The 14,829-nt window shown below is 71.8% G+C and carries 12 protein-coding genes and 2 pseudogenes; 9 read left to right on the plus strand and 5 right to left on the minus strand.

Annotated elements, in window-relative coordinates:
• Positions 1 to 5 precede the first annotated feature (5 nt).
• Entirely contained in the window at positions 6 to 926 is a 921-nt protein-coding gene (locus ACZ3I4_RS06995) for a S66 peptidase family protein (RefSeq protein WP_465380936.1), read from the minus strand.
• 335 nt (positions 927 to 1,261) lie between these two features.
• Positions 1,262 to 1,612 (minus strand): hypothetical protein, encoded by a 351-nt coding sequence (locus ACZ3I4_RS07000; RefSeq protein ID WP_465381167.1) that lies wholly within the window; start codon positions 1,610 to 1,612, stop codon positions 1,262 to 1,264.
• 25 nt (positions 1,613 to 1,637) lie between these two features.
• Here ACZ3I4_RS07000 and ACZ3I4_RS07005 point away from each other — a divergent pair.
• Positions 1,638 to 1,763, plus strand: a pseudogene (locus tag ACZ3I4_RS07005) (cellulose binding domain-containing protein); the annotation flags it as partial.
• A gap of 84 nt (positions 1,764 to 1,847) precedes the next feature.
• Positions 1,848 to 2,495, plus strand: coding sequence for a cellulose binding domain-containing protein (locus tag ACZ3I4_RS07010; protein ID WP_465381160.1), 648 nt, complete (start codon positions 1,848 to 1,850; stop codon positions 2,493 to 2,495).
• Between the two features lie 57 nt (positions 2,496 to 2,552).
• On the opposite strand, the gene ACZ3I4_RS07015 is transcribed toward ACZ3I4_RS07010, so the two are convergent.
• Together ACZ3I4_RS07015 and ACZ3I4_RS07020 are read right to left on the minus strand one after the other, a co-directional pair.
• The gene (locus tag ACZ3I4_RS07015; protein ID WP_465380937.1) at positions 2,553 to 3,944 is read right to left on the minus strand and encodes a class I adenylate-forming enzyme family protein; all 1,392 of its coding nucleotides are present in this window, start codon (positions 3,942 to 3,944) and stop codon (positions 2,553 to 2,555) included.
• Between the two features lie 32 nt (positions 3,945 to 3,976).
• Positions 3,977 to 5,539 carry an NAD(P)-binding domain-containing protein gene (locus ACZ3I4_RS07020; RefSeq protein WP_465380938.1) on the minus strand — a complete coding sequence of 521 codons (1,563 nt, stop codon included), beginning with the start codon at positions 5,537 to 5,539 and terminating at the stop codon, positions 3,977 to 3,979.
• A gap of 62 nt (positions 5,540 to 5,601) precedes the next feature.
• Between ACZ3I4_RS07020 and ACZ3I4_RS07025 the strand changes: the two genes are divergently transcribed.
• The 7 genes from ACZ3I4_RS07025 to ACZ3I4_RS07055 are packed head-to-tail and all read left to right on the plus strand — an operon-like array spanning position 5,602 to position 14,342.
• The gene (locus tag ACZ3I4_RS07025) at positions 5,602 to 7,098 is read left to right on the plus strand and encodes an aromatic amino acid ammonia-lyase (protein WP_465380939.1); all 1,497 of its coding nucleotides are present in this window, start codon (positions 5,602 to 5,604) and stop codon (positions 7,096 to 7,098) included.
• Positions 7,099 to 7,108: 10 nt separating this feature from the next.
• The gene (locus tag ACZ3I4_RS07030; RefSeq protein ID WP_465380940.1) at positions 7,109 to 8,641 is read left to right on the plus strand and encodes an NAD(P)-binding domain-containing protein; all 1,533 of its coding nucleotides are present in this window, start codon (positions 7,109 to 7,111) and stop codon (positions 8,639 to 8,641) included.
• Positions 8,638 to 9,708, plus strand: a complete 1,071-nt coding sequence (locus ACZ3I4_RS07035) for an alpha-hydroxy acid oxidase (protein WP_465380941.1) — start codon at positions 8,638 to 8,640, stop codon at positions 9,706 to 9,708. Before ACZ3I4_RS07030 ends, ACZ3I4_RS07035 begins: the two co-directional genes overlap by 4 nt.
• Positions 9,709 to 9,742: 34 nt before the next feature.
• A complete protein-coding gene (locus ACZ3I4_RS07040) occupies positions 9,743 to 11,068 on the plus strand; it encodes a cytochrome P450 (RefSeq protein ID WP_465380942.1) in 1,326 nt (441 codons plus the stop codon).
• Positions 11,069 to 11,084: 16 nt separating this feature from the next.
• The gene (locus ACZ3I4_RS07045) at positions 11,085 to 12,335 is read left to right on the plus strand and encodes a cation:proton antiporter (RefSeq protein ID WP_465380943.1); all 1,251 of its coding nucleotides are present in this window, start codon (positions 11,085 to 11,087) and stop codon (positions 12,333 to 12,335) included.
• Between the two features lie 58 nt (positions 12,336 to 12,393).
• Positions 12,394 to 13,050 (plus strand): response regulator transcription factor, encoded by a 657-nt coding sequence (locus tag ACZ3I4_RS07050; protein ID WP_465380944.1) that lies wholly within the window; start codon positions 12,394 to 12,396, stop codon positions 13,048 to 13,050.
• Complete coding sequence (locus tag ACZ3I4_RS07055; protein WP_465380945.1) at positions 13,047 to 14,342, plus strand: sensor histidine kinase; 1,296 nt, start codon at positions 13,047 to 13,049, stop codon at positions 14,340 to 14,342. The genes ACZ3I4_RS07050 and ACZ3I4_RS07055 overlap by 4 nt, the downstream gene beginning before the upstream one ends.
• On the opposite strand, the pseudogene ACZ3I4_RS07060 reads toward ACZ3I4_RS07055, so the two are convergent.
• A pseudogene (locus tag ACZ3I4_RS07060) lies at positions 14,324 to 14,686 on the minus strand (MarR family winged helix-turn-helix transcriptional regulator); the annotation flags it as partial. The gene ACZ3I4_RS07055 and the pseudogene ACZ3I4_RS07060 sit on opposite strands and share 19 nt — an antisense overlap.
• Between the last annotated feature and the right edge of the window lie 143 nt (positions 14,687 to 14,829).

Raw genomic sequence — 14,829 nt, forward strand, 5'->3', positions numbered from 1 at the left:
CCGCCTCAGCGGACCGCCGGGTCCACCACGAGGGTGCCGGCCCCGGTGTCCAGGCGCGCGCGGACGCCGAGGCCGACGGCGATCTGCTGCCCGCCGTGCCCGATCGGCAGGCCGCCGAGCACCGGCACGCCGAGCGCGCCCAGTTGCTCCCGCAGCACCTCCTCGACGGGTGGATACTTCGGGTTCCGGTCGACGCAGTTCGTGAACTGTCCCAGCGCCACCCCGCGCAATCCCTCGAACCAGCCCGCCCGCCGCAGGTGCACGAGCATGCGATCAATCCGGTAAGGCTCCTCGTCCACGTCCTCGAGCAGCAGAATCGCCCCGTCCAGGCCGAGCGCGTGCCGCGTCCCGATCGTGGTCGCGAGCATCGCCAGGTTGCCCCCGAGCAGTGTCCCCTCGGCCGGCCCCTCCACCCGTACGCCGTAGGTCAGCTCCTGCTCCGACGCCACCACCGTGACCGGCTGGGCCTTGGTAACCGCCCTCCGGGCCGCGCGCACGGTCAGCGACGCGGCCCCGCGTTCGAACTGTCCCGCCGTCGGCCCGTGCACGGTGACCAACCCGGCTTCGCGCCACAGGGCCGCGTGCAGAGCCGTGATGTCCGAAAAACCCATCACCACCTTGGGATCGTTCCGCACGGCCCCGAAGTCGACGCCGTCGACGATCCGCTGCATCCCATAGCCGCCCCGCATGCAGAACACCCCGCGGACGGCCGGGTCCCGCAACGCGTCATTCAGGTCGGCCAGCCGCTCGTCGTCGGTTCCGGCAAAGAACAGATGCCGCCCACCCGCGTGCTCCCCCAGCCGGACCCGCAGTCCCCAGCCTTCGAGCGCCGAAACGGTCCGCGCCACCCGACCGGCCTCGCTGGCCCCCGACGGCGAAACCAGCGCCACCAGATCACCGGCCACCAGCCGGTCCGCTCTGATCATGAGCCGCAGCCTACTTCGGGCGCCCTGCGGCCACCCCATGCCCTAACGCAGCATGCATTTGTTCTCGCACAGGCCGGCCCGGATTACGCACGCCTTCCTTACCGCGGCGGGCATGCTCGACCCCCGCAGTGGGCGCCGCTCACCACCGCGGGGCCCTCAGCCGTGGCGAGCACCCTCCGGACCAGGTGGGCACAATGAGCCCGCCGTTCGCGCGGCCCATCCCGGCGCGGACCGCCTCGCCGTGGTCCGCCGGCTGGGCAGGGCAGCGCCAGAGCTGCGGCATGCTGCGGTGACTGACGGGTAGGCGTTGACAATCGTCGATGCGTCTTGGACGGTCAGGGCATGGGGACCCGTATTCGCTCGATCACTGTGGTGACGTTGGGCGCGATGGCGCTTCTGACCGGCATCGGGGGCGCGGCGGCGGCGAATCCGCCGCCGGCTACGACGCCCATCGGCACGGCGGGGCCGGCTCCGGTCCCCACGACTCCCGCCCCGCCGACCCCCACCAGGGCCAGCCCGACGCCGCCCGGTCCGCCCCCAACCCAGCCGGCGCCGCCCACCACGCCCGCGCCGCCCAGCACGCCGGCGCCGCCCACCACGCCCGCGCCGCCCACCACGCCCGCGCCGCCCACGCCCTCGGGGCAGGGGCCGAGCACGCCGACGGACTTCCGGGTCACCGCGGTCACGCCGACCTCGGTCACTCTCTCGTGGACGGCGTCCAGCCCAGGTTCGAGCCCGATCGCGGGCTACGACGTCAACTACACCCAGATGTTCAACGACATCTACTGGAACCAGCCGGTCGGCAACGTCACCTCGGTCACCATCACTTCGGGCATCCGCCCGACCAGCCAGTACCGGTTCTGGATGCTGGCCCGCGACACCGAGAGCCGGACGTCGATCTCCCCCGAGCCGATCACGGTGATGACCCCGGCCTCGGCCACCGGCGACACCACCCCGCCGTCCACGCCGGCCGACCTCCGGATCACCGGGACCACCGCCACCGGCCCCACCCTGGCCTGGAACGCCGCCACCGACAACCTCGGCGTGACCGGATACAACGTGTACTGGTTCGACAGCTGGTACACCTCGACGCTGGTCGGCACCACGACCGGGACGTCGTTCGCCGCGCCGTTCATGAGCGGCGGCTTCGCCACGCCCGGGTACTACGTGCGTGCCAAGGACGCCGCGGGCAACCTGTCGATCGCCTCGAACCTGGTGCCGTCGCCCGCCCCGCCCACCACTCCGCCCCCGGCGCGGACCTGCAGCGTCGCCTACAAGACCACGTCCGAGTGGCGCGGCGGTTTCGTAGCCGAGCTGACGATCACCAACCGGTCGGCCACCGCACTGGACGGCTGGACCCTGAACGTGACCATGCCCGGCGATCAGCAAGTCACCTCGAGCTGGAACGCCTCGTTCGCTCAGAACGGCCCGGCCGTGACCTTGACGTCGGCCCGCTGGAATTCCCGGGTCCCGGCAGGGGGAACCGCCACGGTCGGCATCCTGGGCCGCTGGACAGCGGACAACACCGCACCCACATCGTTCGCCCTGAACGGCTCCCCCTGCGACTGACCCCGAGTCGCCGGCGGGTCGCTCCGAAACGGCAAAACACTCACCGACAACCGGCACCTACCGATCGAGTGCGGCGATGGATGGCCCGCCGACACCCGAAGTCCAGGAATCGGCCGGGACGGTGAGGGCTTGTTTGTCGGGCTTGCCGCTCGGAGCGACAGGGACCTGGTCGATGAGGGTGACCGTGCTGGGCGCGGCGTGGGCGCCCAAGGTCCGGGCCACCGACGACGTCAAGGCGCGGAGATCGGGCGCCGGGCCGGGAGCGGGTACGACGAAGGCGTGCACCGCCTCGCCTGTGTTGTCGTCGGGGCGGCCGATCACGTACGCCTCGGCCACCGCGGGATCGGCCGCCAGCACCTGCTCGACCGCGCCCGCGTAGACGAGTTCGGCCTGCACGATGATGATGTCGCGGGCGCGGCCGGTCAGCCGCAGGAGGCCGTCGTCGCCGATGGCGCCGATGTCGCGTGTTCGCACCCAGCCGTCGACGAAGACGGCGGCCGTCTCGTCCGGATCGTTCCAGTATGACGACGCCTGCGCGGGGGCCCGCACATAGATTTCGCCGTCACGCACGTCGATGTCGACCGCGGGCCGGCCGACCGAGTCGAGGGCGGCGGGCGTCATCTCGTCGGGCGTCAACATGGCGATCATGCCGGTCTCGGTCTGCCCGTAGCCGTGGAAGACCACCGGCCCGAGCACGTCGACGGCCTCGGCGAGCCGGCCGGCGGGCAGCGGTGAGCCGGACACGAGCAGGGCTTGCAGGCTGCTCAGATCGGCCGGCTTCGCGCGCTGGTCCCGGACGAGTTGATTCAGCTTGCCCACAGTGATGACGCTGGCCGTGGCCCGATGCCGGGCGAGGGCGTCGGGGAAGCCGGGCGGCCGGGCCACCACGAGGGTGCCCCGGGCGGCCAGCGTCAGGACGCCGTATTCGAGCATGACCTGGCTGGTCAGCGACCCGAACACGAGATAGCGCCGCAACCGTGAGGCGAGGCTCCGGACGGCCGGCGGCCATCGGTCCGGGTGGGCCGCCCAGGCCGCCGTCATCGAGGCGTAGGTCTGGCCGCACCCTTTGGGGACGCCGCTGCTGCCGCTTGTCCACAGCACCCGGGCGACATCCCCGGGCCGCCCGGCGACTTCCTGTGGACGGTCCGGCCCGCGCATCCACAGGGTGACGCGCTCGTCATCGACCACGATCGACCCGGCATCCGGGGGAAGAACCTGATCCCGTACGCCGGACAGCCGGGCTCCCACGACGAAGGCGCCGATGATCGCGGCGAACGCCTCCGCGTTGACGCCGAGCCGCAGCACCACCCCGTCCCCGGCCACGACCCCGTCCGAGCGCAGACCCCCGGCCGCCCGCCGGACCATGGACAGCATCTCGTCACCCGAGACGAGCCGGTCGCCGTCCTCGAACACGGTCCGCCCACCGGCCGCCCCGAGCAGGTCCAGCACAGCCTGAGGCCAGATTCCGGTCGCGCCCCCGGTCACGGACGGCCGCCCGGCGGCGGGGTCTCGGCCAGCACGCCCTTGATGAAGACGGCCAGCGGCTCGACGTGCACGTGCGGCAGATTCCAGTCGTTCTCCAGGTTCTCGGCCAGGTGATGGGTCGCGACAACCTCCCCGGATCGGTAGGCGCGCACAACCGGGTGCAGATAGCTGGCGTCGTGCGCGGCCGCGGCGTCGTTCTCGGCTATCCGCGGCACCGTGATGTCGAACGGGTCCACCTGGTCGTGGTCGGGGCCGTACTCCAGCGTCACCACGAACGCCGAGTCGTAGGGCCCGAGCTCCCCCGACTTGAAGTAGGCGACCGGCACCTCGGGCAGGTACGACGCGGCGCCGTCCACCACCGTGATCACGTCGCCCAGAACAGTGAACTGCTGCCACAGCGCCGACGTGCGGTTGATCCGCTCGATGACGGCCCCGGTGATGGCCTCGGGCGTGTTGTCCACCGACGCCGACGGCCACGACTCGCCGCGGTGGCGCACGCCGAGGATGTGGTGGAGGGCCCGCACCGCGTACCGGAAGCCGTGGATGAACCCGCTCGTGGACTTCTTGAAGTCGCGCTGCTGCATGAGCGTCCCGGCGAAATACAGACCGGGCACGTTCACCGATTCCCACGCCGGGCTCTGCGCCGGAAACCGGTCGTTGATGGCCAGCTCGGGACGGGCCGGCTCGTCGAACGGCGAGGCGTCGAAGGCGAACCCGGTGCACAGGATGACCCGGTCGTATTCGAGCACGCGCACCGCCTCGGCCGTGCGCGCATAGCGGAACTCGACCCGATATCCCCCGTCGTCGCGCCGGACGATCCGCTCGATCGTCCCGTCCAGCACGGCGTTCTGCGACTTCAACTGGTACGTGTCGAGGAAGTTGTTGTTGACCGCGCGCAGGTGACCGACGTAGTGCGTCTGCCAGGCCAGCTTGATCGAGTGCGGCCCGGCCACATGGATGACGGCCGCGGTCTCGATCAGCGCGTCGGCCGTCTCGAAGCCCGAGTTGCCCTTGCCCACGATGAGGACACGTTGATTGACGAAATCACGAGGATCAACATTGACGGTGTCGTACCGTTCGGCCAGCTCGGCTCCCGGGACAGGCGGAACGTGCAGCCGGGACACGCCGGTCGCGACGATCACCCGCCGGCCCGAGAAGGTGCGATCGCCCGCGGTCAGCACGAACGCGTCGTCGGTGCGCGTGACCGAGTCGACGCGCGTGTCGTACGAGATCCGCAATCCCCGCGCGAAGTCGCCCAGGTAGCGGACCAGATCGTCGGCGGCCGGGAAATATCGCGAGCTGTACTCCTTGAACAGCAGCGCCGGGTCGTCGGTGAGCAGCGAGTTCCAGTCGGCCCGCAGGTTGAACTCGGGATCCTCCGACCCGGTCCACACCTTGTTGATCGAGATCAGCGTGCGATGCCGCGGATAGGTCCGGAAGAACGTGCCCGGCCCGTCGCCCGCCTCCAGGACGAGGTAGTCGTGACCGTCGCGCTCCAGCAGGGCGGCGAGTTGAAGCCCGGCCGGCCCGGCCCCGATGATCAGGTACTCGTGCGTCATGAGCCGGAACCTAACCGGACGATTTCAGAGGCTTCTGAGAATTCGGCCCTAGCGTCCGGCCCATGACGATTCAGGTAGACCTGGGCGGTCCACTGCGGGTGGCCGACCTGCTGGCCGCCCACCGGCCCATCGACGTCCGGACCGGCCCGGCCGTACGCGAGAGGATGGCGGCCGCCCGCGGCTTCCTGGACAAGGCGCTCGGCGACGACCGGGCCGTCTACGGCGCGACCACCGGTTTCGGCGCGCTCGTGGGCTACGCCGGCCGCCCGGACCAGCGCGATCAGGCCGACAACACTCTCGCCCATCTCGGCGCCGGGCAGGGCGCGGATCTGGATCCGGCGGTCGTGCGCGCGGCTCTGCTCGTCCGCGCCTGGTCGCTGGCCCAGGGCGCCTCGGGCGCCTCGCCGCACGTCGTCGACGCGCTCGCCGCGATGCTGGGCACGACGTTCACCCCGGCCGTGCCGCGGCTCGGATCGGTCGGCGCCAGCGGCGACCTGATCCCGCTCGGGGCGGCCGCCCAGGCGTTGCGGGGCCGCGGCCATGCCTATGTGGACGGCGAGCGCCTGCCGGCGTCCGAGGCCCTGCGGCGTACGGGACTGGAACCTCTGCCTCTGGACGGCCGCGACGCCCTCGCCCTGGTCAACGGCACCTCACTGACCACGGCCGCCCTCGCGCTCGCCCTGCACAGCGTCCGCCGATCGCACCGCTCGGCCCAGCTGCTCACCTGCCTGCTCGCCGACCAGCTCGGCTGCGATCCGCAGTTCCTCGACCCACGGCTGATCGCCCGTTTCCACCACCCGGGCGTGACGGCGGTGGCCGCGGACATGCGGGCCGCGCTGACCGGATGCACACCGTCGGGCGATCGGCCGCTTCAGGAGCCGTACAGCATCCGGTGTTCTCCCCAGCTGCTGGGCGCGGCCGAGGACGCCCTGCGCTATGTGGACAACGTCGTCGAGGCCGATCTCGGCGGGGTCAGCGACAATCCGCTGCTCTTCCCGGGCGACGACGCCGTCGTGCACGGCGGGAACTTCTTCGGGCAGCCCGCCGCCTTCGCCGCGGACCTGCTCGCGATCGTTCTGGCCCAGGTCGGCAACCTGGTCGAGCGGCAACTCGACCTGCTCGTCGACCCGCACCGCAACGGCGGGCTGCCGCCGATGCTGGCCGCCGGACCGGGCCGGCAGCACGGGCTGCAGGGGGTGCAACTGGCCTCCACCGCGCTGATCGCCGAGATCCGCCGCGACGCCACCCCGGCCAGCATGCAGAGCCTGCCCACGAACCTGCACAACCAGGACGTCGTCCCGTTCGGCACCCAGGCCGCCCTGCGCGCGCTCGATCAGGCTCACCTGCTGCGGCTGCTGTGCGGATCGCTCGCGCTGGGGCTGCGGCAGGCCGCGCACGTCGGCGCCCGGCGGCCCTCCTCCGCCGTCTGCGCGCGCCTGCTCGCCTCGCTCGAACACGCGATTCCGCCGATCGATCCCGACCGCCCGCTGGAGGCTGAAGTGCACATCTGCGCCCAGATACTCGAGGAAACTGATATTTCTCTGATTTCCGGTTCGTAGGGTGCGGTCCGTGACGCTCGACTACCTGATCATCGGGGCCGGGCCGGCCGGTCTCCAGCTGGCCGCCCTGCTCGAGGACGGCGACCAATCCGACTATCTGGTCCTGGAGGCGGGCGAGGCCCCGGGCACGTTCTTCCGGACCTATCCGCGGCACCGCACGCTCATCTCGATCAACAAGCCGCGCACGGGAACGAGCGATTCCGAGCTCAACCTGCGCATGGACTGGAACTCGCTGCTCACCGACGACCCGGCCCTGCTGTTCACCGGCTACACCGGACGCTACTTCCCGGACGCCGACGTGATGGTGCGCTACCTGGCCGACTTCGCCGCCAAGACCGGCGTGAAGGTGCGCTACGACACGCGCGTCACCAGGGTCGCGTGCACGGACGACGGTTTCGTGGTGAGCGCGGGCGACGAGACGTTCCGGGCCCGGCGGGTGATCGTCGCGACCGGGGTGTCCCGGGAGTACCGGCCCGCCATCCCGGGCCTGGAACTGGCCGAGGGCTACGGCGAGATGCCGGTGGATCCCGGCGACTTCCTCGATCAGCGGGTGCTGATCATCGGCAAGGGGAACTCGGCGTTCGAGACCGCGGACAACCTGATCGAGACGACCTCGCTCATCCATGTGGCCGGGCCCAGTTCGATCCGGCTCGCGTGGCGCACCCACTACGTCGGTCACCTGCGCGCGGTCAACAACAACTTCCTCGACACGTACCAGCTCAAGTCGGCCAACGCGATCCTCGACGGCACCGTCCGCGGCATCGAGAAGGACGGCGCCGAGTTCAAGGTGACGTTCGCCTTCGCGCGGGCCAACGAGGTGATCAAGGAGCTCCGGTACGACCGGGTGCTGGTCTGCACCGGGTTCGCGTTCGACCCGGGCATCTTCGACGACAGCGCCCGCCCGTCGCTGGTCATCAACGACCGCCTGCCGGCGCAGACCTCCGCCTGGGAATCGGTCGACGTCCCCGGCCTGTACTTCGCGGGCACGCTCACCCAGCAGCGCGACTTCAAGAAATCCACCAGCGGGTTCATCCACGGCTTCCGGTACAGCGTGCGGGCCCTCCACAAGATCCTCGAGCAGCGGTACGCCGGAAGACCGTGGCCGTCCGTCCCGGTGGACGACACGCCCGAGGGTCTCACCGACGCGATCGTCGCCCGGATCAACCGCACGTCGGCCCTGTGGCAGCAGTTCGGCTTCCTGGCCGACGTCGTGACGACCCGGGGCCGATACCTGGAGGAGGTGCCGGTCGACTACTTCACCGAGGGCGGGGTGGGCCCGGATCCGGCCTTCGTCGTCACCCTCGAATACGGTCCCGGCCACGACCAGGTCGACCCGTTCGACATCACGGTGAGCCGGATCGCCCAGGACTCCCCCGGCCAGGCCCACGACGCCGCCTACCTGCATCCGGTCGTCCGCTTCCACACGGGCGGCGAGGTGGCCGCCACCCACCACATGGCCGAGAACCTGGAGAACCGGTGGGACCGGCCCGATGTCCACGTCGCCCCGCTGACCGCCTTCATCTCCCGCTGCCTGCGGCGATGACGGCCGCCGACCGGGCCGCTGCGGTTGTTTCCGACGCGCTCCGCGGAAACAACCGCAGCCCGGCCGCGCAGGCCCGGGCGGTGCTGGACCCGAAGCACTGGGACTTCTTCGCCGGCGGGGCCGGGGAGGAACGCACGCTGCAAGCCAACGGGGAGGCGTTCGCCCGGCGCCGGTTAGTGCCACGGGTGCTGCGGGGCGTGGGGCAACCGCATCTGGGCACCTCGTTGCTCGGTTCCGACCTGAGCATGCCGGTGCTCATCGCTCCGACGGCGTTTCATCGGCTGGCCCATCCGGCCGGGGAGGCCGGGACCGCGCGGGCCGCGGCCGCGGCCGGAACCGTGATGGTCGTCAGCATGGCGGCCACCCAGCCGGTGGAGGACATCGCGGCGACCGGCGCCGGCCTGTGGATGCAGCTCTATCCACAGCCGGACGAGGCGTTCCAGCGGCATGTGGTCGAGCGGGCCGAGGCGGCCGGATGCCGGGCTCTCGTCGTGACGGTCGACTCCCCGGTGTTCGGCCGGCGGGAACGGGACAGGCACCACGGCTTCCACGATCTGCCCGACGGGTTCGCCTGCGAGAACATGCGGGACGCGGGCGGCCGCCTCCGGGACATCGCGATGGACCCCGAGCTGAGCTGGGAGCACATCGACAGGCTGCGGCGGTCCACCGGGCTGCCGATCGTGCTCAAGGGAATTCTCCATCCGGCGGACGCGCGGCTCGCCGTCGAGCACGGTGTGGACGCGCTGATCGTCTCCAATCACGGTGGACGGCAACTCGACGGCGCCATCGCGACGGTGGAGGCGCTCCCGGCGGTCGCCGAGGCTGTGGACAACCGGATCCCGGTCCTGCTCGACGGTGGCGTTCGCCGCGGCACCGACATCGCGGTCGCGCTGGCCCTGGGCGCCACCGCCGTCCTTATCGGCCGCCCGGTCATCTGGGGCCTGGCCACGTCCGGCCCGGACGGCGTCCGCCAGGTGCTGGAGTCCTTGCGGGACGAGCTGGCTCACACCCTGACCCTGACCGGGGCCAGGCGCCCGTCCGATCTGAGCGCGGACCAGGTCGCATGACCGGGCGGATCGTCGCGGCCGCGGGCGGTGGCAGATGATCGGGTTCGGGATCGCCGTCATCGCCGGGGCCGGATTGTGGAGCCTGCCCCGATGGTTGCCGCCCGCCGTCGTACGGGCCCGGGAATGGATCTTCAAGCGGATCAACGGCGAGGAAGGCATCCCGGTTCCGGGTCCGCTGGTGGGAGCCGAGGAGTTCGAGCGCGTCTACAGCGACCCGGCGGCCGACGGGCGCAGCCGGGGAGCGGGCCTGTCCGACCTGTTCTGGTACTGGCTCGCGCCTGGCCCTCAGATGCACCAGGAACACCTCGAACCCGGGGATCGCTACCGCACCGTGGCCCGCACGACCCGTCACGTGCTGGCCCTCCCGCACCGGCGCTCGGACGAGCTGGCCACGGCGGCCACCCGGCGCGTCCTCGACGAGCTCCGCCCGGACCGCACCAGCTTCACCCGCGTACGGGATCTGATGATGCCGGTGTGGGCCGAGGTCTACTACGAGCTCGTCTTCCAGCAGCCCTGCGACCGTCAGGCCCGCGACCTCATCGTGGCCAACGCGGACGACGTCGTCACGGCGCTCAAGGGAACCCGGCCGAGGCGGATGGGGCGGCGCGACCGGCTCACCCGCTATCTGCGGGCCCGGGTGGACGGCGGCACCTGTCCGGTGGTGCTGCCCGAACCGTTCACCGCCGAGGAGACGACCTGGTATCTGCAGGGCGCGTTCTTCAACACGGCTGTCGTGCAGATGTCCGAGGCGATGGCCCACATCCTGCTGTGCGCGTCGACCACCGGCACCGACCCGGAGGACGACGACGCACTCGACCGGCTGATCGACGAGACCCTGCGCGTGCACCCCCTGTTCGGAATCGCGCACCGCATCACGTCCGCGCCGATAAAGTTGGACAGCGGCGTCACGATCGCTCCGGGGTCCGTCCTGCTGTTCAACTATCTCGCCTTCCAGCGCACCGGTCCGGCCGGTGACGACGAGTTCCGCCCCGGCCGCTGGCTCACGCTCCGGCGCAAACAAGCACACTTCATCCCGTACGGGATAACCGCCAATCGGGCCTGCCCGGCGCGCGGGGTGGCTCCCGTGATGCTGCGCGCGGCGACCCGGGAGACGTTGCGACGGTTCGCCGTCACGTCGTCGGCCGCGCACACCCGCTCGTTGCCGAGCCGCGGGCCGGCCTATCTCACCCCGGCCGGACTGCCCGCGCCGGGCCGATGGCGGCAGAGCCTGATGCGCGTACGGGATCGCTGGGAGAACGCGGGCCGATCGGTGCTGCAGCTGGTCTTCGGCACCTGGATGGTGTTCGACGCCCGCCGCCGCCGGCTCTGCACCACCTATTTCGAGCAGGTCCACCCATGACTGAGGAGGCACGGCAGTGACACCGACCGAGCTGGCGCCACGGTTCTTCATCGCCGTCGCGGTGATTCTCCTGTTCTGCAAGCTCGTCGCCTGGCTGCTCGGCCGGGTGGGCCAGCCTCCGGTGGTGAGCGAGATGCTGGCCGGTGTCCTGCTCGGGCCTTCGCTTCTCGGTCTGCTTCTGCCCGGCGTACAGGAAACGCTCTTTCCCCCGGCCCTCTATCCCGTGCTCTATGTGGTCGGCCAGGTCGGGCTGGTGCTGTTCATGTTCCAGGCCGGCTACGCGTTCACGAGTCACCGCTCGGCCCGGCTGGCCGGCACCGCGGGCGCGGTCTCGCTCGCCGGGATCACCGCGCCCCTGGCTCTCGGCGCCCTGCTCGTCCTCGTGGCCGGCGGATCGATCGCCAAGGAGGGCGTGTCGATCGGCGTCACCGCGGCCTTCGTCGGCGTGGCCCTGTCCATCACCGCGTTCCCGATGCTGGCCCGCATCATCACCGAGCGCGGCCAGGCCGGCACCCGCCACGGCTCGCTCGCCCTGGCCAGCGGCGCGATCGACGACATGGTGGCCTGGATCATGCTGGCCGTCGTGCTGGCGTTCGCGTCCGGCGAGGCCGGACCGGCCTTCGTCACGGCGGGCGGCGCGGTGCTGTTCGGGCTGGCGCTGTGGCTGGGCGGGCGGCGGGTCACCGGCACCCTGATGGGCTCGCCGCGCATCGGCGAACCGGGCCGCCTGCTCGGCACGGTGGCGTTGCTGTTCCTGATCGCCTGGTACACCGACGAGATCGGCCTGTACGCCGTGTTCGGCGCGTTCGCCGTGGGCGTGGTGATGCCCCGCCGCCCCGAGACCGACCAGGTGGTGAACACGCTCACACCGCTCGCGTCGGCCGTCTTCCTGCCGCTGTTCTTCACCTTCTCGGGCCTGCGCACCGAGTTCGGGCTGCTCGGCGACCCGGCCGTGCTGATGTTCGCGGTGGCCTGCGTGACCGTCGCCGTCGTGGGCAAGTTCGGGGCCTGCTGGGCCGCGTCCCGGCTGCGGGGCGAGCCGAACGCCGTGTCGTTGCGCGTCGGGGCGCTGATGAACGCCCGCGGCCTGATGCAGTTGATCGCGCTCAACGTGGGCCTGGAGGCCGGCGTCGTCAACTCCTCGCTGTTCACCGTGCTGGTGCTGGTCGCCCTGGTCACGACGCTCATGACGACCCCGCTTCTGAGCCTGATCGAACGCCGCGAGCGGCGGCTCTCTCCCGTACGGGAAAAGCAACCGGTGGGATGAAGGTTGCATATTCAACTTTTTCCTATGCAAACACCGGGACATATGCCAGGGTCGATGGATGCACCGGCTTCTCCTCGTCGAGGACGACACCGAGCTGAGCGAGTTGCTGACCGACGCGTTGCGCGACGAGGGCTACGAGGTCGATCAGGCCCCCGACGGTCAGCGCGGGCTGCATCTGGGCCTGACCAGGCCGTACGACGTGATGGTGATCGACCGTTTGCTGCCCGCGCTGGACGGGCTGGACCTGCTGGCCCGGCTGCGCTCCCGGGCCGTGCCCGCCCGCGCCCTGATGCTCACCGCGCTCGGCACCGTCGGTGACCGGATCGCCGGCCTCGACGCGGGGGCCGACGACTACCTGGCCAAGCCGTTCGACCTCGACGAGCTGAGCGCCCGCCTGCGCGCCCTGTGCCGCCGCACACCGGACGCGACCGAGGTGCTGCGCGTCGGCAACGGCCTGCTCGACCTGGCCATGCGCGACGTCGTCAAGCCGGGCGGCGGCCGGGTCGCGCTGTCCTCGCGCGAGTTCGAACTGCTCCGGGTGCTGGCCACCCGCCCCGCGACCGTGCATCCGCGCCACCAGTTGCGGGCGCGCGTGTTCGACGAGGCCGCGGCCGCCTCCATCGTGGACACCTACGTCTACTACCTGCGACGCAAGCTGGGCCGCAACGTGGTGCGTACGGTGCACGGGCTGGGTTATCGGCTGGGCACGCTGTGACCGAGACCGAACGCGCGATCGTGCGCCGGGCGAGGCTACGGATGGGCCTGCTGGTCGGGCTGGCCGTGGGACTGCTGCTGACCCTCGTCGGCGGGGTGGCCTACGCGACCCTGGTGGCCAGCCAGGAACGCCAGATCCAGCGCGAGCTCGCCTGGGGCGCCGAGCACGGAACCGTCTCCGGCCCGGCCGGCTGCAACTGGATCATCACCCTCGACGGCGCCCGCCTCGAGGCCGGACCGGCCACGCCGCCGCCGGGCTTCCCGAGACGCGACGCGCTGGACCGGGCGGCCGCCGGAGGCCCCACCGAGATCACCACGGTCCCCCGGGGCGGCACGGTCTATCACGTACGCACCCAGACCACCGCCACCGGCGCCGTCCAGGTCGTGTTCGACGCCCGCTATCAGCTGGCCGACCGTCAGCATCTGCTGTGGGCGTTCGCGCTGGCCGCCGCGATCGGCCTGCTCGCCGCGATGGTCACCGGGCTGATCGTGGCCCACCGCTCGGTCGCCCCGCTGGCCGAGGCGCTCGCGCGGCAGCGCCGTTTCGTCGCCGACGCCAGCCACGAGCTGCGCACCCCGATCGCCCAGGTGCACACGCGCGCCCAACTGCTGGCCCGGCGCGCGCGAAGCGACGACCGCGGCGACCTGGAACGCCTAGTCGGCACCACCCGCCGCTTAGGCGAGATCGTCGAGGAGCTGCTGCTGTCGGCCCGCCTGGCCGGCACCCCCGACGACCGTCCGCCCACGACACCGGTCGACCTCACGGATCTGGCCGAGACCGCCGTGGCGCAGGAGGCCGACCGAGCCGCGGAGCACTCCGTCACGGTCACCCTGGCCACGCCGGGCCGGCCGGTCGAGGTCACCGGCATCGCCTCGGCCCTGCACCGGATGATGGGCGAGCTGCTGACCAACGCGCTCACCCACACGCCTGCGGGCGGCCGGATCGCCGTCACCGTACGCTCGGCGGGCGACCGCGCCGAGCTGATCGTCGACGACACCGGCGCCGGCTTCGACCCGGCCACCGCCGACCGCCTGTTCGACCGCTTCCACCGCGGCCCGGGCGCGGGAGAACCCGGCGCCGCCGGCGGGGAACGCCGTTTCGGTCTGGGCCTGGCGCTGCTCCAAGAGGTCGTGACCAGCCACGGCGGCACCATCGTGGCCGAGGGCCGCCCCGGCGCGGGCGCCACCTTCACGGTCAGTCTGCCCGCCGCCCCGCAGCCCCGCCGCCGCGAGCCGCGGCTCCGGAGCGTCCGCTGGTCCCACCCGCGCCGCGCCTACGCCCCGCGCCGCTGACCCGGCCCACCCCCGGGACCGGTCCGCAGCACCAGCTTGCGCAGCAGGCCGGCCAGCGTTCGGCGCTCGTCCGCGGCCAGGGCGGCCAGCAGCGACGCCTCACCCCGGTTCTCGGTGGTCGCGTGCCGTTCGAACGCGTCGTTCCCGGCCGGCGTCAGACGTACCCGCACCGGGCGGCGATCCCCCGGTCCGGGGCCCCGCTCGATCAGCCCGGCCTCCTCCAGCGGGCCCAGCCGGGCCGGCAGCGCTCCCCGGGTCAGCCCCAGCCGGTCGGCCAGTTGGGACGGGAGGGCCTCGTGCGGCGGCCCGCCGCGGCGCAGCACCAGCAGGATCTTGAACTGACCGTGCCCGAGCCCGCCCGCCGGGCTTGGGTGAGGACCCGGGCGATCGGAGGGGCCGCCGGCACCGGCAGGCCGAGTCCTTTCTGGCCGGGGAGCCGGTCGCCTAGCCGATCATCGGCCTGAGCAAATAACGAAAACCCATGGCT

This window comes from Actinoplanes sp. NPDC021490 (assembly GCF_055562135.1).